The 22,849-nt window shown below is 37.4% G+C and carries 23 protein-coding genes and 1 tRNA gene; 14 read left to right on the top strand and 10 right to left on the bottom strand.

Annotated elements, in window-relative coordinates; translation table 11 throughout:
* Positions 1-3: 3 nt before the first annotated feature.
* The 3 genes from BLT95_RS08535 to BLT95_RS08525 are packed head-to-tail and all read right to left on the bottom strand — an operon-like array spanning position 4 to position 2,441.
* A complete protein-coding gene (locus tag BLT95_RS08535) occupies positions 4-474 on the bottom strand; it encodes an energy transducer TonB (RefSeq protein WP_089665680.1) in 471 nt (156 codons plus the stop codon).
* A gap of 18 nt (positions 475-492) precedes the next feature.
* Positions 493-2,079, bottom strand: a complete 1,587-nt coding sequence (locus BLT95_RS14485) for a M56 family metallopeptidase (protein ID WP_231896347.1) — start codon at positions 2,077-2,079, stop codon at positions 493-495.
* Entirely contained in the window at positions 2,079-2,441 is a 363-nt protein-coding gene (locus tag BLT95_RS08525; protein WP_089665679.1) for a BlaI/MecI/CopY family transcriptional regulator, read from the bottom strand. The genes BLT95_RS14485 and BLT95_RS08525 overlap by 1 nt, the downstream gene beginning before the upstream one ends.
* A 109-nt stretch (positions 2,442-2,550) precedes the next feature.
* On the opposite strand from BLT95_RS08525, the gene BLT95_RS08520 reads away from it, so the two are divergent.
* The 14 genes from BLT95_RS08520 (at position 2,551) to BLT95_RS08455 (ending at position 12,689) form a co-directional block, all read left to right on the top strand.
* Entirely contained in the window at positions 2,551-3,048 is a 498-nt protein-coding gene (locus BLT95_RS08520; RefSeq protein ID WP_089665678.1) for a DUF456 domain-containing protein, read from the top strand.
* Between the two features lie 58 nt (positions 3,049-3,106).
* Positions 3,107-4,147 carry an NAD(P)/FAD-dependent oxidoreductase gene (locus BLT95_RS08515; RefSeq protein ID WP_089665677.1) on the top strand — a complete coding sequence of 347 codons (1,041 nt, stop codon included), beginning with the start codon at positions 3,107-3,109 and terminating at the stop codon, positions 4,145-4,147.
* A gap of 108 nt (positions 4,148-4,255) precedes the next feature.
* Positions 4,256-4,831: a YceI family protein gene (locus tag BLT95_RS08510; RefSeq protein WP_089665676.1), complete on the top strand. Its 576-nt coding sequence runs from the start codon at positions 4,256-4,258 to the stop codon at positions 4,829-4,831.
* Entirely contained in the window at positions 4,828-5,733 is a 906-nt protein-coding gene (locus BLT95_RS08505; RefSeq protein WP_089665675.1) for a DUF5777 family beta-barrel protein, read from the top strand. The genes BLT95_RS08510 and BLT95_RS08505 overlap by 4 nt, the downstream gene beginning before the upstream one ends.
* A gap of 10 nt (positions 5,734-5,743) precedes the next feature.
* Complete coding sequence (locus BLT95_RS08500; RefSeq protein WP_089666882.1) at positions 5,744-6,199, top strand: Rieske (2Fe-2S) protein; 456 nt, start codon at positions 5,744-5,746, stop codon at positions 6,197-6,199.
* 112 nt (positions 6,200-6,311) lie between these two features.
* Complete coding sequence (locus BLT95_RS08495) at positions 6,312-7,079, top strand: TatD family hydrolase (protein WP_089665674.1); 768 nt, start codon at positions 6,312-6,314, stop codon at positions 7,077-7,079.
* Between the two features lie 50 nt (positions 7,080-7,129).
* Positions 7,130-8,263, top strand: coding sequence for a 1-acyl-sn-glycerol-3-phosphate acyltransferase (locus tag BLT95_RS08490; RefSeq protein WP_089665673.1), 1,134 nt, complete (start codon positions 7,130-7,132; stop codon positions 8,261-8,263).
* The gene (locus tag BLT95_RS08485) at positions 8,256-9,284 is read left to right on the top strand and encodes an asparaginase (RefSeq protein ID WP_089665672.1); all 1,029 of its coding nucleotides are present in this window, start codon (positions 8,256-8,258) and stop codon (positions 9,282-9,284) included. Before BLT95_RS08490 ends, BLT95_RS08485 begins: the two co-directional genes overlap by 8 nt.
* A 67-nt stretch (positions 9,285-9,351) precedes the next feature.
* Positions 9,352-9,439 (top strand) — tRNA-Ser (locus BLT95_RS08480).
* Positions 9,440-9,506: 67 nt separating this feature from the next.
* Positions 9,507-10,310, top strand: a complete 804-nt coding sequence (locus tag BLT95_RS08475; protein WP_089665671.1) for a MotA/TolQ/ExbB proton channel family protein — start codon at positions 9,507-9,509, stop codon at positions 10,308-10,310.
* Between the two features lie 13 nt (positions 10,311-10,323).
* A complete protein-coding gene (locus BLT95_RS08470) occupies positions 10,324-10,761 on the top strand; it encodes a hypothetical protein (RefSeq protein WP_089665670.1) in 438 nt (145 codons plus the stop codon).
* A 1-nt stretch (position 10,762) separates the two neighbouring features.
* Entirely contained in the window at positions 10,763-11,371 is a 609-nt protein-coding gene (locus BLT95_RS08465; protein WP_089665669.1) for a biopolymer transporter ExbD, read from the top strand.
* Positions 11,372-11,401: 30 nt separating this feature from the next.
* Positions 11,402-11,884, top strand: a complete 483-nt coding sequence (locus BLT95_RS08460; RefSeq protein ID WP_089665668.1) for a biopolymer transporter ExbD — start codon at positions 11,402-11,404, stop codon at positions 11,882-11,884.
* Positions 11,885-11,972: 88 nt separating this feature from the next.
* Entirely contained in the window at positions 11,973-12,689 is a 717-nt protein-coding gene (locus BLT95_RS08455; RefSeq protein WP_089665667.1) for a porin family protein, read from the top strand.
* Here BLT95_RS08455 and BLT95_RS08450 read toward each other — a convergent pair.
* The 7 genes from BLT95_RS08450 to frr form a co-directional block, all read right to left on the bottom strand.
* On the bottom strand, positions 12,658-13,290 hold the full coding sequence (locus tag BLT95_RS08450; RefSeq protein WP_089665666.1) for a hypothetical protein: 633 nt from the start codon (positions 13,288-13,290) through the stop codon (positions 12,658-12,660). The genes BLT95_RS08455 and BLT95_RS08450 overlap by 32 nt on opposite strands.
* Positions 13,290-14,747 carry an RNA polymerase factor sigma-54 gene (rpoN, locus tag BLT95_RS08445; RefSeq protein ID WP_089665665.1) on the bottom strand — a complete coding sequence of 486 codons (1,458 nt, stop codon included), beginning with the start codon at positions 14,745-14,747 and terminating at the stop codon, positions 13,290-13,292. Before rpoN ends, BLT95_RS08450 begins: the two co-directional genes overlap by 1 nt.
* Before the next feature lie 81 nt (positions 14,748-14,828).
* On the bottom strand, positions 14,829-15,698 hold the full coding sequence (locus BLT95_RS08440) for an RluA family pseudouridine synthase (protein ID WP_089665664.1): 870 nt from the start codon (positions 15,696-15,698) through the stop codon (positions 14,829-14,831).
* A 4-nt stretch (positions 15,699-15,702) separates the two neighbouring features.
* The gene (gene asnS, locus BLT95_RS08435) at positions 15,703-17,145 is read right to left on the bottom strand and encodes an asparagine--tRNA ligase (protein ID WP_089665663.1); all 1,443 of its coding nucleotides are present in this window, start codon (positions 17,143-17,145) and stop codon (positions 15,703-15,705) included.
* 74 nt (positions 17,146-17,219) lie between these two features.
* Positions 17,220-19,634, bottom strand: coding sequence for an efflux RND transporter permease subunit (locus BLT95_RS08430; RefSeq protein ID WP_089665662.1), 2,415 nt, complete (start codon positions 19,632-19,634; stop codon positions 17,220-17,222).
* 77 nt (positions 19,635-19,711) lie between these two features.
* On the bottom strand, positions 19,712-22,174 hold the full coding sequence (locus BLT95_RS08425) for a DUF5686 family protein (protein ID WP_089665661.1): 2,463 nt from the start codon (positions 22,172-22,174) through the stop codon (positions 19,712-19,714).
* Between the two features lie 97 nt (positions 22,175-22,271).
* On the bottom strand, positions 22,272-22,823 hold the full coding sequence (gene frr / locus BLT95_RS08420; RefSeq protein ID WP_089665660.1) for a ribosome recycling factor: 552 nt from the start codon (positions 22,821-22,823) through the stop codon (positions 22,272-22,274).
* Between the last annotated feature and the right edge of the window lie 26 nt (positions 22,824-22,849).

The following is a 22,849-nucleotide window of genomic DNA, read 5'->3' as shown; positions in this document are numbered from 1 at the left end:
AGCCTAACCTTTCTTTTTCTCCTTTTCCGGGACTGCAAAAGCTATGGGCAAAGAATACATGATCGCAACCTCTTTACCATCTTTTTGGCCCGGCTGCATCCTGGGTAGACTGCTTACCACACGATTAGCTTCATTTTGCAAAGCATCTCTAACTTCGGCTTTATCTGCTAAGGAGCGGGAACGAACATTTGTGATATCTCCGTTCGCATCAATTTTAAACTGAACGACTATTCGGGTTTGCCCCTGAATATTCAGCTCTTTCCCTAAAGCAGTGTTGAAATTCATATTTACATGATTGGAGATTTTCTGAACGGTGCAATCTTTTAAATTCTCCCCATCCAGTTGTTCACACCCTGGATATGCCGGTACCTGATCTACCACCGCAAAAGGGATTGATTCATCTTCCTGACTAAATCCGCAAAGGGAAATTAAGGTGAATATGAATGTAAGTGTGTGATAATTAAGTGTTTTCATAATTTTTAAATTTTAAGTTTATCCCGCCACTTTAAAGGCGATAGGTAAGGAATACATCACGCTAACGGGCCTGCCCTTTTGTTCTCCAGGAATCATATTAGGTATCAGGGAAATTACTCTTTTAGCTTCTGCTTCCAGTTCGGGATGTGCAGCTCTTGCCTTGATATCTACTATCGCTCCGGTTTCATCTATTCTAAATTGAACGATCACACGATTTACTCCGGTTAAGCCTAGCTGCTTACCTAAATCTGTATTGAAATTTTTATTTACAAATAATGATATTTGTTTAGACGTACATTCCTTTCTAAGTTTACCCTCTTGCTGTTCGCAACCTTCAAAGGCAGGAACTCTCTCTATCACAGCATATGGTATATTCTCTTTGTCGTCCCATTCTGTAGATTTTTTTTGATCATACCTCTTTTTATTAGCGCTTGTGTTGGAGCCTGTTGATTTAAGGTTCATATACATCGTATATTCTCTTCCATCTTTCATGGAAACCATCATTTTATTATAGGATTCCGGAACCTCTTCAGAAGCTTTATGAACAGAATATGAAACCATATCAGACTCATAATCTATTGTGGCCCAGCTCACATAATCAGGATTATTGATCAGAAAATCTTCAAAGGCCTGATGTGTTTTTTTCTTATCAGGATCACTGTCCAGGTCTTCTCCTTTTTGTAGACTGTAATTGTATTGAGATAATGATGAATCTGTTTCGTCTTTTGTCTCGACATCTGAGCAAGCTACATACATTAACATTGCCAGCATAAGCGGAATGGTTAGTAAAAACTTGAATTTTGAGAGTTTCGATGATTTGTTCTTTTGTAACATAAAAATTCGCTTTTTGATTAATGAATGATTAAAAAATTGATTGATAAATGAAATATTCTGAGTGCTGAAAGCTGTATTCAGCAATTGCTCATAATATGTTTTTCTTTCAGTAGTTTTTACGACTTCTTCATCTGCAATGAACTCATGAAGACCGGCAATCCTGTTCTGATAAATGTAGATCAAGGGATTAAACCAAAAGATCACCTTCAACAGTTCAAAGAAAATTAGATCCAGGCTGTGCTTTTGCCTTACATGTACCATTTCATGAGAAAGAATATGTTGTTTTTCAGAATCTGAAAGTTGATCTCCAAGGAAAACAGTACTAAAAAATGTGTAAGCTGCATTCGAATTTGGTACCTCTATGATCCTGAAATTGTCCTCCTTTATGATCTGCTTAAAGCTGAACAGCTTGTTCAGGTTTTTATATTTTTTGATGAAAAGAAACATAGAAGCTGCGAATCCGGTTAAATAGATAATTAGCCACCAGTTTAGTTGTAATCCGCTTTCACCATAAATGGTCACTATTGGCAAAGTTTCCCTGTAAATATCGGGCTGACTGGCAATAGCCTGAGGAATAATTATTCTGGCATTTTCAGGAACAGCTGCTACGAGAAACTCCAGTCTTAGCCATGGAATAAGAAATGCCAGTATTGGTGTAAGTAGAAGGTATAAACGGTTATAGTTGAAGAAAGTTTCTTTCTTCAGAAATATCTCGTAAACCAGTAAGAAAAATAGCTGGAAAAATATGATCTGTATAATATAGTGTGCCATTACGAGTCCTTTTTGTCAATTTCATTTAATATGGCTTCAAGATCCTTGGAGCTCATATCGTTCTTTTTCATAAAAAATGAAACCATACTTTTAAATGAACCATTAAAATAGTTATTCATTAACTGGTTCATACTCTGATTGCTGTAGGTCTCTTTCTTTACAATAGGGAAGTAGATATAGCCTTTGCCTTCCTGTCTATGATCAACAAATTCTTTATTCTCTAAAATTCTAACGATAGTTGAAACCGTATTATAAGCCGGTTTTGGTTCTGGCATTTTTTTTATAACGCTGGCAACATTAGCCTCTTTCAATTCCCAAAGAATTTGCATGATCTCTTCTTCGGCTTTCGTTAATTGTTTCATATTAGATGAATTTGTTTCTGCTAATATAAACTAAGTTTTTAGTTTAAACTAATATTTTAGTTAAAAATTGAATTTAAGTTGATTATCTTCGTTTTCTTAAAAATATAGAATGGATATGATTTTATTAGTAGTGGCAGGAGTATTCATGCTGCTTGGTGTATTAGGTAGTTTTCTTCCTGTTTTACCCGGAGTACCGCTAAGCTGGATAGGCTTATTGATATTTTATCTTATCCCGGGCGTTGGAATGAATTATTGGTTTTTAGGCATCACCCTCGCCGTCGCTATTCTTTTCTATATCCTGAACCTGATAATCCCAGCAATGGGGACTAAAAAATTTGGCGGAAGCAGAAAAGGAATGATAGGCGCTACCATAGGTTTGATCATAGGTATCTTTGCCCCATTTCCTTTCGCGATCTTAATTTGTCCTTTTATAGGCGCTTTTATTGGAGAAATTTTAAATAAAAGCAATTCCCGAACTGCAGGGAAAGCGGCATTCGGATCTTTTTTGGGTTTACTGGCTTCCAGTTTTATGGAATTTATCGTGACGTTCGCTTTTCTTATCCTTTTTCTATATCAGTTTTGGAGCTATAAAGAGATCATTTTTTAGGAAGAGGCTCATTTTCAGAAACCTTTAAATAATCATACTTTCGCAAAAAAATAAAGGAATGCTGGATTTTATTGTTGTTGGAGCTGCACAGGCTGGTCTGGCTATGGCTTACTACCTTAAGGAACAGGGAAAAGATTTTCTTGTGGTAGATAAAGAGTCAGAAATTGGTGCTTCGTGGCTTAATCGCTGGGATTCACTTACTTTATTTACCCCTTCTGAATTTAATAATATGCCGGGAATGGAATTTCCGGCTGAAAAAGGCCATTATCCAGGTAAGACTGAAGTTGCTGACTATTTTCAGGATTATGTGGAAGAATTTCAAATTCCTATTGAGTTAAATATGATGGTTGAGAAAATTTCCCATCATGACGATCATTTCTTACTGAAGACATCCCGGGGAGAGTTGAGAGCTAAGGAGGTGGTAGTCGCTACGGGCCCATTTCATATTCCTTATACCCCGCCATTTTCAAAAAAGATAGATCAGGATATTTTTCAGATCCATAGTAATTATTATAAAAACCCGTATCAGCTTCAGGAAGGTAAAGCCATGGTAGTTGGAGCAGGAGATAGTGGGTTTCAGATCCTTGATGAAGTTTCTGATGGAGACCGGGAGGTTTATTTTTCAGGAACTACAGAGGTAAAAGTGCTCCCCCAGGAAATTCTGGGAAAAACATTGTGGTGGTGGTTTACAAAATCAGGATTTTTGAGTTTTAGCCGCGATACCTGGCTCGGAAAAAAGATTTCCAAATCAAGACAGCCTGTGATTGGAACCCCTGTAAAAGAAATTCTGGCACGGGAAAACGTAGAAGCTGTTGGTAAAACTAAAAATGCAGAAGGAGAACTAATTTTTACGGAGAATAGGAAAATATCTGATATCAGAAATATTATCTGGGCTACAGGCTATCGTCCAAATTTTAGCTGGATTGAGGGGCTGGAACTGGCAAAGAATGGCTATCCAAATCATTATAGAGGAGTTAGTAATATTGACGGACTCTACTTCATAGGCCTTCCCTGGCTACATACCAGAGGTTCGGCGACTTTGGGCGGAATTAAAAAAGACGCGAAATACCTTGCTGAGTATATAAACCAAAACGGTTAAAAAAAATTCACCTCGACAGTTACAGCAAGTAATTTTCATATTTCAAATAATATTACATAAATTTATTAGGGTATAGGTTAAAACTATATCCCTTTATTTTTCGTAAGTATGATGATGCGTGCTCTAATACTTTCAGTTTCTTTTTTCATACTTGGAATTTTATTTCCTTTATCTATCAGTGCTCAGTCCTCATTTTACCAAACTACCAATGCCAGCATAAAATTTTATTCTTCGGCGCCAGTAGAAGATATCGAAGCAATTTCAAAATCTGGAGTTTCTGTTTTCAATGCTAAAAACGGTTCCATCTCCTTTAAAGTTAAGATCCGAAGCTTTGAATTTGAAAAAGGTTTAATGCAAGAGCATTTTAATGAGAATTATATGGAAAGTGAAGAATATCCAGATGCCAGTTTTAAAGGCGGTTTGATGGAGATGATAGACCTTAATCATACAAAAGTTCAAAATTTAATTCTTGCCGGCACTTTAAATATTCATGGAATACCCAGGGAACGTGAAATCCCGGTGAGGGTGAGAATTTCTAGAGATAAGGAAACTATTACACTAAAGTCTGAATTTGAAGTTTCTTGCAATGATCATAACATTAAGATCCCGAAGTTGTTATGGGAAAATATAGCCGAAGTGATCAAGGTAAATATTGATATGGAATATAAAATTATAAAGGAATGAAAAGATTTTTACTGTTTGCGATTACGATAATCTGTTCTGGAATGTATGCTCAGGATGTAGATAGTATAATGGACAATATTTCAGAAACTAAGGAATTTAGAACCATTGCAACTTTTAAGAGCCCAAGACTGGTGCTACTACAGACCAATGAAACACAAAAAGCACATGATCTGGCTTTCTGGGTTGGACATAGATTTGGTGACATTGGCGGCGAGTTTGGAGGTTCTAATACCTTATACGGGCTGGATGTGGCCAGTGATCTTTATCTTGGTTTTGATTACGGTATTACCGATGCCTTAACCGTAGGAATAGGAAGAAGTAAATTTAATGAGGCTTACAGTGCTTTAATAAAATACAGGCTGTTATGGCAGGATGAAAATATGCCAGTTTCTGTAACCTTGTTTGAGCAAAGTAGCTGGATCACCAGAAAACCATTTTCTAATAATGAATTTGATAGTGAGGGTGATAGGATCTCCCATTTTTTTCAGGCCATTATAGCCAGAAAATTTAGTCCCGGTGTATCTGTAATGGTAAACCCTGGATTTTTATTCAGGCCAGAGGCGCAAATTCAGGATTTTGAGGATGCAGATAATCTTTTTGCTCTGGGAATTGGAGGAAGGTTTAAGATTTTTAAACGAATATCAATAATTACAGATTATACTTTTGTAAATGGTTTGAGCAGGCCAGACGACCTTCAAACAGATTATTCCAATCCTTTTGGGGTAGGTGTGGAAATTGAAACGGGAGGTCATGTATTCGCTCTCAACTTCCAGAATTCACAATATATCACAGCAAACAATTTTATTCCAAATACAACAAAAAGTTGGTCTGACGGTGGCGTTAGGTTTGGGTTTATGATATCAAGGAATTTTAATCTTGGATCGAAAAAGGAGAGTAATTAAATATCATATTATGAAAAGAGGTGAGTTTTTAGTAAAAGGAGTTTTGTTAGCCTGTTCTGGAGCCTGTGCTTTGTCAGCTTGTAGTTCTGGTGATGATGGAGGAGGGACCACGACACCTCCTCCGGGAAATGGTGGAGGAAATAATGGGGAGACAGTTTCGGTCAACTTATCAAATCTTGCCAATGTAGGAGACCAGGTAACCAGCAATGGAGTGCTTTTCTTTCGTATTGGAGAGGGAAATACTTCAGCAGATTTTGTTGCTACTGAAGCCGTATGTCCGCATCAGGGCGGAGCACTGGTATGGGTGGAAGAAGGAGGATTTATTGAATGTCAGTTGCATTTTGCAAGATATGAGGACGATGGGGATGTAATTCGCGGCCCCCAGAATTCTGCCGGGAATACTCGGGATCTGGAAGTTTATGCCACCTCTATTAGTGGAGGAAGCATTACGGCTACGAAAAGCTAATAAAGCTTTTACTATTATTGAAACATACCGGAAAACTTTCCGGGAGTATACTTATTGTTATTTAACGACTTCTATTTTTAGCATTCCGCATTCTTCTATTATTTTTGCGGCTATGATAATTACAGATACCCATACCCATTTATATAGTGATTCTTTCGATGGCGAAAGAAGGGAAGTTATTCAGGATGCGATTAACAATAATGTAAAGAGATTTTTTATTCCCGCGATAGATTCTGAAACTACTCAAAGCATGTATGATCTGGAAAATGAATTTCCAGATCATATTTTTTTAATGATGGGGCTTCATCCTACCCATGTAAAAGAAAATTTTGAAGAAGAACTGAAACATGTAGAGGCAGAGCTGGATAAACGAAAATTTTATGCTGTAGGGGAAATTGGGATCGATCTATACTGGGATAAATCAACACTGGGAATCCAGCAACAGGCTTTTAGAAAGCAAATTCAGTTTGCCAAAGATCGCAACTTACCTATTGTGATTCATTGTCGTGAAGCTTTTGAGGAGATATTTGAAGTTCTTGAAGAAGAGAAGGATGATAAGTTGTTTGGTGTTTTTCATTGTTTTACAGGAACTCATGAACAGGCTTTAAAAGCGCTTTCTTATAATATGAAATTGGGAATTGGAGGTGTTGTCACCTTTAAAAATGGAGGTATAGATAAATTTATTAGTGAAATTCCTCTGGAGGAGATTGTTTTGGAGACAGATTCGCCTTATCTGGCACCAAAACCATACCGGGGCAAGAGAAATAATCCTGTTTATATATTGAAGGTGGCTGAAAAGTTAGCCGAACTTTATAATTTGCCTTTGGAAAAAGTTGCTGAGGTAACCACAAAAAACTCAAAGGAAGTTTTCGGAATTTAGAGCTGTTAAACAGAAATTTTGTTCATTTGTTGAAATAATTTTAGAGATAGGTGCAAAATTTTGACGATATAAGATTTTTTAAGGATGATGAAGTAAATCCTGCTTTGCAGGAGTTTATGAAACATCCAATGGTAAAAGCATTGCTTCAGTTTACATTTCCAGATCTTAGGTCTGAAGATATTCGGGCTGTTTTAAATGAATGTCATTCCATCGCAGATTTTCAAAGCAAGGTAATTTACCTAAGTGTTGAAAAGGTGCTGGAAAAAACCAGTGAGGGATTGACCGATGCTGGCTTTGATAATTTAGACACTTCTGAATCTTACTTCTATATCTCAAATCACAGGGATATTATTCTCGACACCTGTCTTATAAATTACACTTTACACGATCATGACCTTATCATGACGGCTTCAGCTATTGGGGATAACCTGGTGCAAAAGCCTTTCTTAATGGCATTGTCAAAGCTTAACCGGAATTTTCTGGTACTGCGTAATCAGAGTCCAAGGGAAATGCTGAAGAGTTCACTAAAGCTTTCAGAATATATAAAACACCTGCTTTTTTCAGAAGACCGCTCCGTTTGGATGGCACAGCGTGAAGGAAGAACTAAAGATGGGAACGATTTTACCCAGCAGGGAGTTCTTAAGATGGTAGGAATGGCCAAAGGCGATCTGGATGTTCTGGATTATTTCGCAAAACTTAAGATTGTTCCAGTTGCCATGTCTTACGAGTTTGATCCCACAGATATGTTGAAAATGCCAGAGGTTTTGGCAAAACGTATGAAAGAAGACTATAAGAAAAGCGCCAATGAGGACTTTAATAGCATTATGCAGGGAGCGATGGGACAAAAAGGTCGCATCCAGATAAATGCGGGGCCTGTGCTAACCGAAGAAGATTTTGCTGAAATCAGGAAAAAAGAACTTTCCATTAACGATCAGTTAAAAGAAGTTGCCACTTTAATAGATCAGGCTATTTACCGAAATTACAAATTATGGCCTTCTAACTATATCGCTTATGATCTGCTGAAGAATGAAGAAAGGTTCACCAGTGAATATACTGAAAAGGAAAAGAGGCAATTTGATAGACGTATTAGCAGGAGGGTGGATGTGAAAAACCCGCTTGCTCTGAATAGCTATTTATTGATGTACGCAAATCCAGTGATCAATAAAATGTCTCTAAATGAATAATAAGTCCAGGATATTATTAATTTATACCGGTGGAACCATTGGTATGATCAAAGATTATGATTCTGGTGCACTGAAGGCTTTCAATTTTGATGAGCTTTTACAGAATATCCCCGAGTTAAAGATCCTGGAGCACGATATTGAAACTTTAAGTTTTGAAGATCCCATAGATTCATCTAATATGAATCCGGCTTATTGGGAGATTATCGCTAAAACAATCGATGATCATTATCATCAATATGACGGTTTTGTAGTACTTCATGGAAGTGATACCATGTCTTATACCGCATCTGCCTTAAGTTTTATGTTTGAAAATCTTACAAAGCCAATCATATTTACGGGATCACAGTTGCCCATAGGTGATCTTCGTACAGATGCAAAAGAAAATTTGATAACCAGTATCCAGATTGCCGGTTTGCAAAAAAATGGGAAGCCGGTAATTTCTGAAGTTGGTTTGTACTTTGAGTATAAATTGTACCGGGCGAACAGAACCACGAAGATCAATGCAGAACATTTTCAGGCATTTTCCTCGATGAATCATCCTGCGCTGGCAGAATCTGGTGTATATCTTTCAGTAAATTATAAATCCCTGTGGAAACCAAATAGAAAACAAAAGACTAAATTACATGCGGGATTTAATACTGATGTACTGGTTTTAAAAATGTTTCCCGGTATTACTGAAACTACAGTAGAACATATCCTGTCCAAGCCAAATTTAAAAGGAGTGGTACTGGAAACTTTTGGTAGCGGGAATGCTCCAAACGATCCATGGTTCCTAAATATTCTTAAAGAAAAAATTAGCAATGGACTGAGCGTAGTGAATGTAACCCAGTGTATTGGGGGTAGTGTTACAATGGGGCAATACGAAACTAGTGTGGGGCTAAAAAAGATAGGAGTGGTCTCTGGAAAAGACATTACCACAGAGGCAGCTGTCTCTAAATTAATGTATTTATTAGGAAAAGATTTGTCCCCTAAAGTGTTCAAAACAATCTATGAAACATCGTTAAGAGGCGAAATGTCTTAAAATTAACGCTATGTTACTTGATGGGGACGGTTTTTTTTTGTTATTTGCCGCCCCGAAACAATTAAACAGAGAGGTGGCCGAGTGGTCGAAGGCGCACGCCTGGAAAGTGTGTATACGTCACAAGCGTATCGAGGGTTCGAATCCCTTCCTCTCTGCTAAGTGTTTTATTAAAAATAATTTATATCTTTAACCCTTTAACTAATTAAATTAAGACAAACAGTAATGAAAAGATTATTTTCTATTTTGGTAATCGCCGCGATTACGGTTCTTGGGGCCTACAATCTAAAGGCGGCTAACAGCGCGAATATTTTGCCAGGAACGATTGTGACCTTTGTACAAGATGACGAAGAAGCAATGGCCGGTGATGATTTGGAAGGAGAGGAACTTGGTTTTCACCAGGAACTTAAAAAACGTTTCATCGAAGGTGGTCCCGCCTTTATGGGGATCGTTCTATTGTGTTTAATTCTTGGTCTGGCTATTGCCATTGAGAGAATTATCTTTTTAAACCTTTCAACAACTAACACTAAAAAGCTTGCTCAGGATGTTGAGGATGCTCTTAATAGTGGTGGTATCGAAGCGGCTAAAGAGGTTTGTAGAAATACAAAAGGACCTGTTGCTTCTATCTATTATCAAGGTCTTGACAGGGCTGACGAAAGTATCGAAGCTGCTGAAAAAGCGGTTGTTGCTTACGGAGGTGTTCAAATGGGACAACTTGAAAAGAATGTGTCCTGGGTTTCTTTATTTATCGCACTAGCTCCTATGCTTGGTTTCATGGGTACTGTAATCGGGATGATTCAGGCTTTTGACCGTATTGAAGCAGCTGGAGATATGCAACCATCACTTGTAGCAGGAGGTATTAAAGTAGCACTTCTTACTACCGTATTTGGTTTGATCGTTGCGATTATTCTTCAGATTTTCTACAACTATATCATCGCTAAGATAGACAGTATCGTAAACGATATGGAAGACGCGTCTATCATTCTTATCGATATGTTAGTAGCTTACAAGAATAAAAAAAGAATCTAAGACAAAGTAAATTATGAGCTTACATAAAATATTAAAATATCTGGCACTTGTTATTGGTGTGATAGGGATGATCTTTCTTGGAAGGATTATCGCTACCGGTGACGATGCCATTAAAGCCTCGGCAGACCTTCAGGGTAGTCATTTAGACCCTTACATGTGGATTGCTTATCTGGTTCTGGCAGTAGTTATTCTGTTAGTCGGAATATTTGTGATCGTAGGTTTATTCAGAGGTAATATTAAGAACACAATTATTGCTGTAGGATCATTTTTAGTGATCGTAGTTGTTGCTTATGTTTTAAGTGACGGTACAGCAACGGAGCTTAAGGATGGTACTATGCTTTCAGCATCTGGTGATCATTGGGTTGGTGCAGGTTTAATTACCTTCTATATCCTGGCCGGAATAGCTATTGCAGCGATGGTATTCTCTGGAATTAAAAAACTGGCTAAATAATATGGCAAAGAGATCAGCACCGGAAGTTAACGCTGGGTCTATGGCAGACATCGCCTTCTTACTTCTTATCTTTTTCCTGGTAACTACTACCATTGAAACAGATAGCGGAATAAGCAGGAAGTTACCGCCATGGCAACCTGAAGACGTTGAGCCTCCGGTTATTAAACAACGTAACATCTTCACAGTAGAGGTTAATAGTAATAACCAACTACTGGTAGAAGAAGAGGAGATGGAACTTTCTGAACTTCAGGAAGCGGCTGTTGAGTTCTTAGACAACGGTGCGGGTACTGGTGACGAAGCGTGTAGCTTTTGTCGTGGAGCCAAAGATCCTTCATCATCTGTGAATCCTCAAAAAGCTATTATTTCATTGATGAACAACAGAGGAACGGAATACGGTACTTATATCGCTGTTCAAAACGAACTTGTAGCTGCCTATAATCAGCTAAGAGATCGTGAAGCTCAGAGAATGTATGGTATGACTTTCGTAGAGATGGAAAAGAATTATAACGATCCAGGATTTAATGGTGATAAAGATGCCCTTAAAGAGAAGATCGATATAGTTCAGGATATGATTCCTCAGAAATTATCTGAAGCCGAACCAAGAAGCTAGAGCTTTTAACAAACGAAAACGACTTTAATTATGTCTAAATTTAAAAAGAAGAAGTCTGGAGATTTGCCTGCGGTAAATACGGCATCTTTACCTGATATCGTTTTTATGCTCTTATTTTTCTTTATGGTTGCAACTGTAATGCGTCAAAATACTTTGATGATAGAAAACAAGTTACCGTTTGCAGATCAGGTTGAGAAGCTTGATAAGAAAGATTTGATCATGTATATCTATGCTGGTAAACCAAGCCAAAGATACCAGGCTAAATATGGAACAGAAGCCCGAATTCAGTTAAATGATAAATTTGCAAGTGTAGAAGAAGTACAGCAGTTTATCTATTCTGAAAGAGAGTCTAAAAGAGAGGAATTAATTCCTTACTTAACCACTGCTCTTAAAGTGGATGAAAAGACAAATATGGGTCTTGTTTCAGATATTAAACAAGAATTGAGAAAAGCCGAGGCATTAAAGATCAACTACACTACTGTAGTTGGTGATGCTCAGCAAAATGTAGAATAATCTTTTCTATTTAATTATATAAAGCATCCTGTTTGGGTAATCCAGACAGGATGTTTTTTTATATTTAAACTTTAGATACATACGGCCAATGAACATTACTAGAATTTCAATATTCTTTATTTTTATTCTTTCTTTTATAGGAAATGCACAGGAAGAAGAACAAACTAAGATACCAGATTCAGTTCCTTTTTCTATAGATAGCTTGTATAGGGAAGATCAATTTTATGCCGGGTTTCACTTCAATCTGGTGACCGACAGGCCATCTACCATATCACAGGAAAGTTTTTCCGGAGGAGTTAATTTTGGATTTATTAGAGACCTCCCATTGAATGAACGAAGAAATATTGCCCTTGGAGTAGGACTAGGATGGTCTATTAATACTTATGGGCAAAACTTATTTATTGGTAAAAATGAAGATGGATCTACCAATTTTAGAAATCTTGCTGATGAAGATGATTATAGCCGAAATAGATTTACCACTCAGTTAATAGAAGCGCCAATTGAATTTAGATGGCGTACCTCAACCCCTCAAACGTATAAGTTCTGGAGAATTTATTCTGGCGTGCGATTGGGGTATATGTACAATTTTAGAAGCAGATATGTAGATCCAGATAATGAGATTATCGTTAATAATCTTTCTGAGTTAAATAGGTTTCGTATGGGGGCTACTTTTACCTTTGGATATAACACATTCAACTTTCAATTCTATTACGCGCTAAACCCATTCTTTAAAGATGCAGTGGTAGATGGGGAAAAAATTGATCTGTCCACCCTTAAAATAGGTCTGACATTCTATATTCTCTAAGCCATAAATTAAAAACTATTAGTTGTGGGATAACGCCAATGACAAATCCCAGAAAAAGTTCTCCTGAGGTATGTGCTTTATTATAGAGCCTTGAAGAAGCTGTAAGGCCCGTAGCGATCATTAAAAAACTAATGGTGTATATAAAATAGAGGTGAAAGTAAATGCAGAATCCTACTATAAACATCAATAGGCCAGAGATTCCAACCATATGAAGACTCGTCTTTAAATTTAACCAGGTTAGTGAATAGCTTAGTGCTGCAGAGATCATTATCCCAACGAAGTAATAAAAGAGACCGGGATAATTATAAATGTTAAGTATCTGGTGAAGTACCATAAAGCTTAAGAGTACAAAGAAGAATAAAGGCCACCTGCGCTCATTTACACTTTCCAGAAAAATGTTCTTGGCTTTCCCAAGATTCTTTAAAAGAAAATAAAACACCACAGGTATAAAGATGGTAATAATGGCAATCGCCATTAGCTTCGCTTTTACGATCTCGGCAGGGAAATATCTTGGAATGAAAAGGAAATAGAATAAACTTCCCAGAAATGGCATCCAGAGCGGGTGAAAGAGATAAGATGCCAGCTTAAGTACTACTTTCATTAAATTTCTTTACGCAATCTTGCAACAGGGATATCTAACTGTTCCCTGTATTTTGCTACTGTTCTTCTTGCAATTGGATAACCTTTATCTTTTAAAACCTTTGCGAGTTTCTCGTCGGTCAAAGGTTTGCGTTTGTTTTCCTCATCAATAGACATTTCAAGGATCTTTTTAATTTCCCTGGTAGAAACTTCCTCACCCTGATCGTTGGTCATTGATTCTGAAAAGAATTCTTTGATCAATTTCGTACCGTAGGGAGTATCAACATATTTAGAATTAGCCACTCTGGAAACGGTAGAAACGTCCATTTCTATTTCGTCGGCAATATCCTTTAAGATCATGGGGCGCAGATTACGCTCATCGCCGGTTAGGAAGTATTCTTTTTGATAATTCATTATAGAGCTCATCGTCACCATTAAAGTTTGCTGGCGTTGCTTAATTGCCTCGATAAACCATTTTGCGGCATCAAGCTTTTGTTTGATGAACATCACCGCATCCTTTTGCGCTTTTGTCTTTTCCTTGGATTCTTTATAACCCTTTAGCATATTATTATAATCCCTGGAAATATGCATTTCGGGAGCGTTTCTACCATTGAGCGTTAACTGTAATTCTCCGTCTTCAATCTTAATGGTAAAATCTGGGATAACATGCTCCACCATTCTTGTATTTCCTGAATAGGCTCCACCTGGCTTTGGATTGAGGTGCTCAATAACTTCAATCGCATCCCGAAGTTCGTCTTCAGAAATATCGTGCCGGCTTAAAAGTTTGGTGTAATGTTTTTTACTGAAATGGTCAAAGGACCTTTCCATAATATCTATAGCGAGTTCCACCTGTTTTGTAGATTCCTTTCTATGTAGCTGTATCAAAAGGCATTCTTCCAGGCTTCTTGCACCAACACCGGCAGGATCTAGTTTTTGTACTTTTTTAAGTACTTTTTCAACGGTTTCTTCATCGGTGTAAATATTTTGAGTAAAGGCAAGATCATCCACAATATCCTGGACACTTCTTCTAATATATCCACTTTCGTCTACACTTCCTACCAGGAATTCAGCAATTTCATGTTCGGTATCTCCAAATCTAAAAGTGCTAAGCTGTGTTTTTAAATGCTGTGTAAATGAAGTTCCTGCTGCATATGGTACTTGTTTATCATCGTCATCAGGACTATAGTTATTCGCCTGCAGCCTGTAGTTAGGAATTTCATCATCACTAAGATACTCATCAACATCAATCTCAGTCTCTATAGTTTCATTATCGTAATCGTCTTCAGAATTCTCATTACCCAAGTCGTCATATTCATCAATCCGTTCCTCCTTACCATCTTCCAATGCAGGGTTTTCTTCCAGCTCTTCTTTAATTCTCTGCTCAAATGCCTGTGTTGGCAATTGAATGAGTTTCATCAACTGTATCTGCTGTGGCGATAGTTTTTGTGATAATTTAAAATTTAATTGTTGCTTTAGCATAAATTCTTGCTTGTCTAACAAAAATAAGGAAAATACAAACCAACTCGACTTTGGCACGCCTTATGTTGTGGTAAAATTTTGTTAATGCGCCCTGTAATAGCCTAGGTTTCTGAATTTTTTAGGGAGTTCAAGTTGAAAGTTCATCTGCTCCTTGGTAACGGGATGTGCAAACGAAATTTTGCCTGCAAAAAGATATAGATTTCTGCCAACAAATAAACCTTTCTCTTCCTTCCCGTAAATAGCATCACCTACAATGGGAGTTTTATTATTACTCAAATGAATTCTTAATTGATGTGTTCTACCAGTTAACGGAACTAACTCCACTAACGTATATTTTTCATCCATTATGAGGTAAGATTCTACTGGTTTAAGAGTAGTTTTTGAAGTTTTTCCCTCAATGGGCAGATTGATTTCCAATATATTTTCTATCTCACCGTGAACTATTGCGAAATAGATCTTCTGAATGTTTTTTTGCGCAAAAGCTTCCTGAAGTAGAATAAGTGAATTCCCTGTTTTGGCACAAAGTAGAATGCCTGAAGTAGGGTTGTCTAATCTATGCGCTGGTAATGGGTAGGCTAAAGCATCCAGCGCCTCGCTTTTTTCTAAATTATGAGGTAACGCGTTTTCAATGGTTTTGAAATAATTTCCGCTGGTAGGAAATCCCGGGGGTTTATGAACAACAGCGATGTGTTCATCCTCAAAAAGAACATTAAAATTGAGCTTGAATATTTTTTTACTTTCAACAGAAGGTTTTAAAACTTCAATTTTCTGTCCTGTTTTAATCCAGTCACCGGTTTGTGCTTTTTTACCATTAAGAAGGATCAATCCCTTCTTAATAGCCTTCTTAATGCCGCTTCTGGTTTGTATGGAAGTGAAGATAGAAACCGCATATTCCTGCAATCTAATTTCTTCAGAGATTGCAGGAACTATATGCGATTCTAAAACTTTCAAATGATTAAAATTCTGCGTTTTGCGGAGTACGCGGAAATGGTATTACATCTCTAATATTTCCCATTCCGGTGGTGAATTGAACAAGTCTTTCAAATCCTAGCCCAAAGCCGCTATGTACACAGGTTCCGAATTTACGGGTATCAAGGTACCACCAAAGCTCTTCTTCTGGAATATCCAGTTTCGCCATTTTTTCTTTAAGTACTTCTAAACGCTCTTCACGCTGGCTTCCCCCAACAATTTCTCCAATCCCAGGGAAAAGGATGTCCATCGCTCTAACAGTCTTCCCATCTTCATTCATTCTCATATAGAAGGCTTTGATATCTGCCGGATAGTCAAAAAGGATCACAGGAGATTTAAAATGCTTTTCTACCAGGAATCGCTCATGCTCACTTTGCAGATCGGCTCCCCACTCTTCAATAACATAATTGAATTTCTTCTTTTTATTAGGCTTAGAGTTCTTAAGAATTTCAATAGCCTCGGTATAGCTAACTCTTTTAAAGTTATTATCTAGCACAAAGTTCAACTTCTCAAGAAGATTCATGTCGCTACGTTCAACTTTCGGCTTTAGCTTATCCTCATTCTCCTGTCTTTCGGCAAGAAATTCAAGATCTTCTTTACAGTTTTCTATAACATACCTAAGAACATATTTTATGAAATCTTCAGCAAGATCCATATTCTGATCCAGGTCACAAAAAGCAACTTCAGGCTCGATCATCCAGAATTCAGCAAGATGGCGTGAAGTGTTCGAGTTTTCAGCTCTAAATGTTGGTCCAAAGGTATATACCTGGCCAAGTCCAAGCGCAAAAGTTTCGGCTTCTAATTGCCCGGAAACTGTAAGATTGGTCTCTTTCCCAAAGAAATCTTCTTTGTAATTGATGCTTCCATCTTCGTTCTTTGGAGGATTTTTCATGTCTAATGCAGAAACTCTGAACATTTCTCCGGCTCCCTCAGCATCACTACCTGTAATAATAGGAGTATTAACGTAATAGAAGTTCTTTTCCTGAAAATATTTATGCACGGCGAAAGACAGTTTACTTCTTACTCTCATAACCGCCCCAAAAGTATTGGTGCGCACTCTTAAATGAGCTTGTTCCCGAAGTTTTTCCAGACTATGCTTCTTAGGTGAAAGAATAGTGAGTTTTACCTCTTCAGGATTTGCATCTCCAAGAATCTGAAGTTCGGTTACCTCAATTTCTACTCGCTGTCCGCTTCCCTGACTCTCTTTCAAAGTACCTTTTACTGAAATTGCAGCACCTACGTTGATTCTTTTGATGAGATCCTCACTGGTATTTTCAAAATCGATAACACACTGAAGGTTTTTTATAGTTGAACCATCATTAAGGGCAATAAACCTATTACTTCTAAAAGAGCGTACCCAACCTTTAATATGGTGTTCCTGTAAAAACTGATCGCTTTCCAGTATTTCAGCGATTTTTGCTTGTATCATTTAGTTGAAATTTAGAAAAAACAAAGATAGTTTTTCGCCTGAAGCTTAGCAAGCAGGCTATTTTATTAAAATTTTTAATTCTTTAGTTCTTCAGATGTATAATTTTTCTCGTCCTCTTCTGTTTCGATGATCTTCATCGCCGGCTCTTTTAATACTTCTTTATTGGCGATGCTTCTTTCAAGAGACAGCAGTAAAGAAGGTAAGAGTAGCAGGTTGGCAAGCATCGCAAATAATAAGGTTGCTGAAACAAGACCTCCTAAAGCTACGGTTCCGCCAAAACTACTGATCATAAATACAGAGAATCCAAAAAACAGAACTATAGAGGTATAGAACATACTTACTCCCGTTTCTCTTAAAGCTGCATAAACCGAGCGTTTTATTTTCCAGTTATTTGCTTTAAGCTCCTGCCTGTATTTAGCCAGGAAATGGATGGTGTCATCTACCGAAATTCCAAAGGCGATACTAAAAACCAAAATTGTTGAGGGTTTAATGGGGACCCCAAGGAATCCCATGACTCCTGCAGTTACCAGTAAGGGCAATAAGTTTGGCACCAGCGAAATTAAGATCATTCTAAAACTTCTGAACATCCAAGCCATTAGTAACGCAATTAAAAGAATTGCAAGACCTAAAGAGATAATAAGATTTTTTACGAGGTAATTGGTTCCTTTTTGAAAAAGAAGAGCTTTCCCGGTTATGGAAACATTATATCTTTCTTCCGGGAATATTTTTTTGATCTGAGGTAAAAGATCATTTTCAATCTCTTCCATTTTCTCGGTACCCACATCTTTCATAAAAGTGGTGATCCTGGCATATTGACCTGTGGAATCTATGTAAGATTGCATAATTCCTTCGTTGGAAGATAGACTTTTCGCATAAGGCATAATAAAATTGCGTTCCTGCGAAGAGGGTAACTGATAATATTTGGGATTTCCGTTATAATACGCCTGCTTAGAATATTTTACCAAACGATTTACAGAAAGAGGCTTGGAAAGTTCAGGGATCTCCTGAATAAAATTTTCAAGCTCTTCCATTCTTTTTAGAGTAGAAAGCTTTAAGACCCCTTTAGGTCGCTTGGTGTCTACTAGAATTTCCAGCGGCATTACCCCGTCAAATTCCCTTTCAAAGAATTTAACGTCCTTGAAGAACTGGGTGTTCTGAGGCATATCTTCAAGAATACTTCCTGAAATTTTTATGGTGTAAATTCCTATAATGCTTAGAACAAGAAGAAGTACAGAGGAAATGTAGATTGCGATCCTGTGATGTCGAACCATATTTTCCATCCAGTTTACAAAACCACCTATCCATCTCTTGGTAAGGTGTTTTAGATGTCTATCTTTTGGAGGTTTGAGATAGCTGTAGATAACAGGAATTATCAATAAACTTAAAATAAATATTGCGAGAATATTAATGGAAGCCACGACTCCAAACTCACGAAGTAACTGGCTATCGGTTAGAATAAAAGTAGCGAAACCGGAAGCGGTGGTAACATTGGTCATTAACGTGGCATTTCCAACCTTGGTGATCACACGTTGTAATGACTTTGCCTGATTTCCGTGTTTTTTTATTTCCTGCTGATATTTGTTTATCAGGAAAATACAGTTAGGGATCCCAATCACAATAATTAAAGGAGGGATCAGCGCTGTTAAGATCGTGATTTCGTAATGTAAAAGTCCGATAACCCCGAATGCCCACATCACACCAATACAAACCGTAAACATTGAAATAATGGTAGCCCTGATAGATCTAAAAAAGAAAAAGAAAATTAGAGAGGTTACTATTAAAGCCGCAAGTATAAAAAGCCCGATTTCATCAACAATATTTTGGGCATTCAGCGTCCTTATATAGGGCATTCCTGATACCCGTACATCAATATTATGTTTCTTTTCAAATTCCTGGATAATTGGTTCCAGTTCTTCAAGGACAAATATCTTTCTGGCTTTGGTATTTACCAGTTCTTTATTCAGGTAAAGTGCAGACTGAATGGTGTTAGAATGAGAACTATAAACCAGATTCTCATAAAATGGTAGTTCAGTAAAAAGCTTATTTTCGAAATTAGCAAGTTCAAGACTATCCGGCGAATCACTCTCTAAAACCGGGACCATTTCAAACCTTTTCGGATTTTCAAATTTTTTAAGTTCCTGAAGGCTTGCCGGGGAAATTATATGATCAACCTCAGGATACGTGGTAAGCTTCGAGGTGAGCTCATTCCATGCCTTAAATTTTTCAGGAGTAAAAAGAGCAGAATCCTGAACTCCTAGCAAAATTAAATTTCCTTCTTCACCAAATCTATCCAGAAAGTCATTGTAAGCAATATTTACTTCATGATCATCGGGCATCAGGTTTGCCTCGGTAAAAGAAAAACGCATGTTTTTCCATTGGGTAGAAAGCAGAAAGGTTGCGATGGTAATTAGTAGAATTATTACAATCCTGTTTCTTAAAATAAGGCTGGCGATGGAGTTCCAGAATCCAAAGCTAAAGATCTTCTGCATGGCTTCATTTTAGCGGCGCAAAGGTAGAAAAAGCTTTGTTAATTAGTTTGGTATTAAACGATTAATAATTGCAATTATTAAAGTTGAAGCTGAAGTGTAAATTTAAACGAGAAGTTTTGCTTAAAGGTTGGTAGGTGATAGGCTCCATATCTATAAGCCGTACTTAGGCCGAAACCTCCCAGGAGTTTATTTAACTCTATACCTGCTTCAGAATATCCATGCTCTAAGGTATTGAAACTAACATTTTGATGTTTTTCTGGATCTTCAAAATCTCCAATGGCATGCCTTGAAATAAAAACAAGTTCTGGCTGAAAGCTTTTGGAGATATGGAAAGGTCTTAATTGATGGCGCACGTGAAGCATGGCCTGACTGGTACTGTAAAATTCGTTGAAATACATGGTTTCAAAGCTATTTCTACCTGCAATGGAAAATCTTCTAAAAATACTCTCCCTGTTAGGGTTGTTGGGGTAGGAATGAAATGCATGTGTTAAAGGAATATCTCCAAATGCATAATTTCCTTCGAGAATAAATTCGGTTCTGGAGTTGTCAAGTCTTTTAATTTCGTGCTCAGCCTTTAAACCAATTCGGGTAAAGTTGAAATCCCCGCCGAAAGCTGAAAATGATTGTTCTAATTGTCCTGTGAACTGAGGAAAATCCTTTTCAAGAATAATATTTCCATCGGGGGTATTCAGGAATCTGGAAAATGGTCTCCATAGAAAAGAAAAACTGGCGCTGGTAAGGTCATATTCTTGAAATTGCTGGGCGTCTTCAAGGTAAGTGTAATCCCTGATTTGCCAGATATCTTCTCTGGAAAGTCTTAACTGGGTATCAAATTTAGGAGTGATCCTATGCTCCAGCCCTACAGAATACCGGCGATAATTATAAAAGAAATTAATGTTTACAAATCTAGGTTCCAGTATCGAGAATGTATTTTGACCTTTTAAATAACCAAAGGAAGCAACTTCCTGAATGTCCCTGGAAAAATTAAAGTTAAGGTTGGTGCCGTTCTTTTTATTTAGATAGATCTGTGTCCCAATTCCATATTTAACCACTTCATCTTTAAAACCATAAGTGGTATATCCATTTATATTGAATTTTTCTGAGACCCGGTCATTGGTTCTGCCTCCAAATCCAAGTCTAATGCCTTCGTAGTTATTAAACTTGAAGATCTTGCTCAGGTCCAGATCCCAAAACCCAACGGGGTAGGAGCCAGAGGCCATGGCTTTTTTAACCTCTATCTTACGCTCCACATCGCCAGCTTTTATAAGACTGTCTACCTTCTGTTTTGTAGCTTCATCGCGTGAGGAAAAACGAATTTTACGGTTCTCCTGCCAAAAACTACTATCCCTTTCAATAGCTTTGCCAAACACATTTATATCTGCATCAGATTTTTTAACATTAGCGTCAAAATCGAGATCTATTTCATAATTTCTGGTGGTTGAATTAAGGTAAATATCACCGGCAGATTTTTGCTTAGAACCAAATATTTTACTCAATAATCCACCTCCTTGTTGTACCGCGCCTACAGAAATAGTACCTCCAAAAACAGAAACTTCTTTTCCACCAGCTCCCGGTCTAATTTTGGTGGTTTGTTCTAAAGGAAACCAAAGATCTTTTTCAGGATAGTATTTATAAGTGTGGGTAACTTCCAGTTTTATGGCGCCCAGAAGCTGAGCTGTTGCTTTTTGAATTGCCAGGCTTTCGGTGTCAAGATATAAGATGCCTTCAAGTCCTGCTACAATTTGTTCGCGTTTAGGTTTAAAGTAAACCATATATGATGGCCTCTCTGAAGCAATTGTGTCCAGAATTTGATATTCATAATTCCGAAGTGCATTATTGGCTAATGGTCCGGCATATTTGGTTTTATATAATTCGTAATCTCGTTGGTACAGTGAAAATGGATTTACTTCCATCGCAAGCACATTGTATACTGGTTTATTAAAACCGGCAGTTTCAATGCCAATCACATCTTCTCTTCTTCCGTTTTTGGAAGAGAAGGAAAGCTCTGCGACTTTTTCTGAAAGATAGGCTCTGCCTTCATTAATGATGGTTTGCATGGCAGAGGAAGTAGAATCGGCCTGTAATGAAATTCCATTGAATTCGTTATCTATAATGAATTTTGTATAAGAGGTATATTTGAAGCCGTCCAATACTTTTTCAGGATCATTGAAATCTCGTCTCTCAATGGCCTTTTTAATCAGTTTTTCTGCCGGATCTGGTGCGTTTGAGATCGTTACTGTTTCAAGCATTTCCATTTTTGGGGTCATGCCAACCTGAAGATATTGGGTCGCTTCAGTGATTTCAATGGTAATTGGCTCAAAACCAACATAATAGAACGTGACATTTTCACTTTCTTCGGTTAACTTTAGCTTGAAACTGCCATCAATATTGGTTAAAATCTGAGAGCCTTCTTCAGATGAAATCTTTGCATAGGCAAGCGGTTCCCGGGTATCTTTATTTATTACTCTTCCGGGAATACTTTTTTGTGCAAAGAGAAAAAAGCCACTAAAGAAGAATAGTAAAAAAAGAGAATGACGCATGGGGTTGCTTAGTTATAAGAACTTAAAATAAAAAATGCCGAATCAAATCTGATATTTTTCAGATTTGAGCCGGCATATAAATGTGCTGTAAAGATCATTAAACAGTCATGATCTCTGTTTCTTTTACGGTAAGAATCTTGTCGATTCTTTCAATATAAGTATTGGTGAGTTCCTGAACATCATCTTCAGAGCTTTTCAGTAAATCTTCAGAAATATCAAGTTTTTTCAATTCCTGATTTGCCTGTTTTCTATCGTTTCTCACACCAACTTTAGCGTCTTCAGCCTCAGCCTTTGCCTGTTTAGACAATTGTTTTCTTCTTTCCTCGGTTAACGGCGGAACGTTAATGATAACGCTCTCCCCATTATTCATAGGATTAAATCCAAGATTCGCAAGCATAATTCCACGTTCTATTTCCTGGATCAAACTTTTTTCAAAAGGTTGAATAGAAAGTGTTCTGGCATCTGGAGTATTCACATTCGCCACCTGTTGAAGCGGAGTTTGAGATCCGTAGTATTCAACCATTACACTACCAAGCATGCTTGGGCTGGCTTTCCCTGCACGTATATTTGAAAGTTGTTTTTTAAGATGCGAAATGGCTTTTTCCATTCCTTCTTTTGCTTCTTCTAAAATAAATTCAACTTCATCCATTTTTAATATGATTTACAATTTGAGAT

This window comes from Gramella sp. MAR_2010_147 (assembly GCF_900105135.1).
Lineage (GTDB): Bacteria > Bacteroidota > Bacteroidia > Flavobacteriales > Flavobacteriaceae > Christiangramia.
Note: the sequence above shows the minus strand (reverse complement) of the source record. Positions and strands in the feature narration are given on the sequence as shown.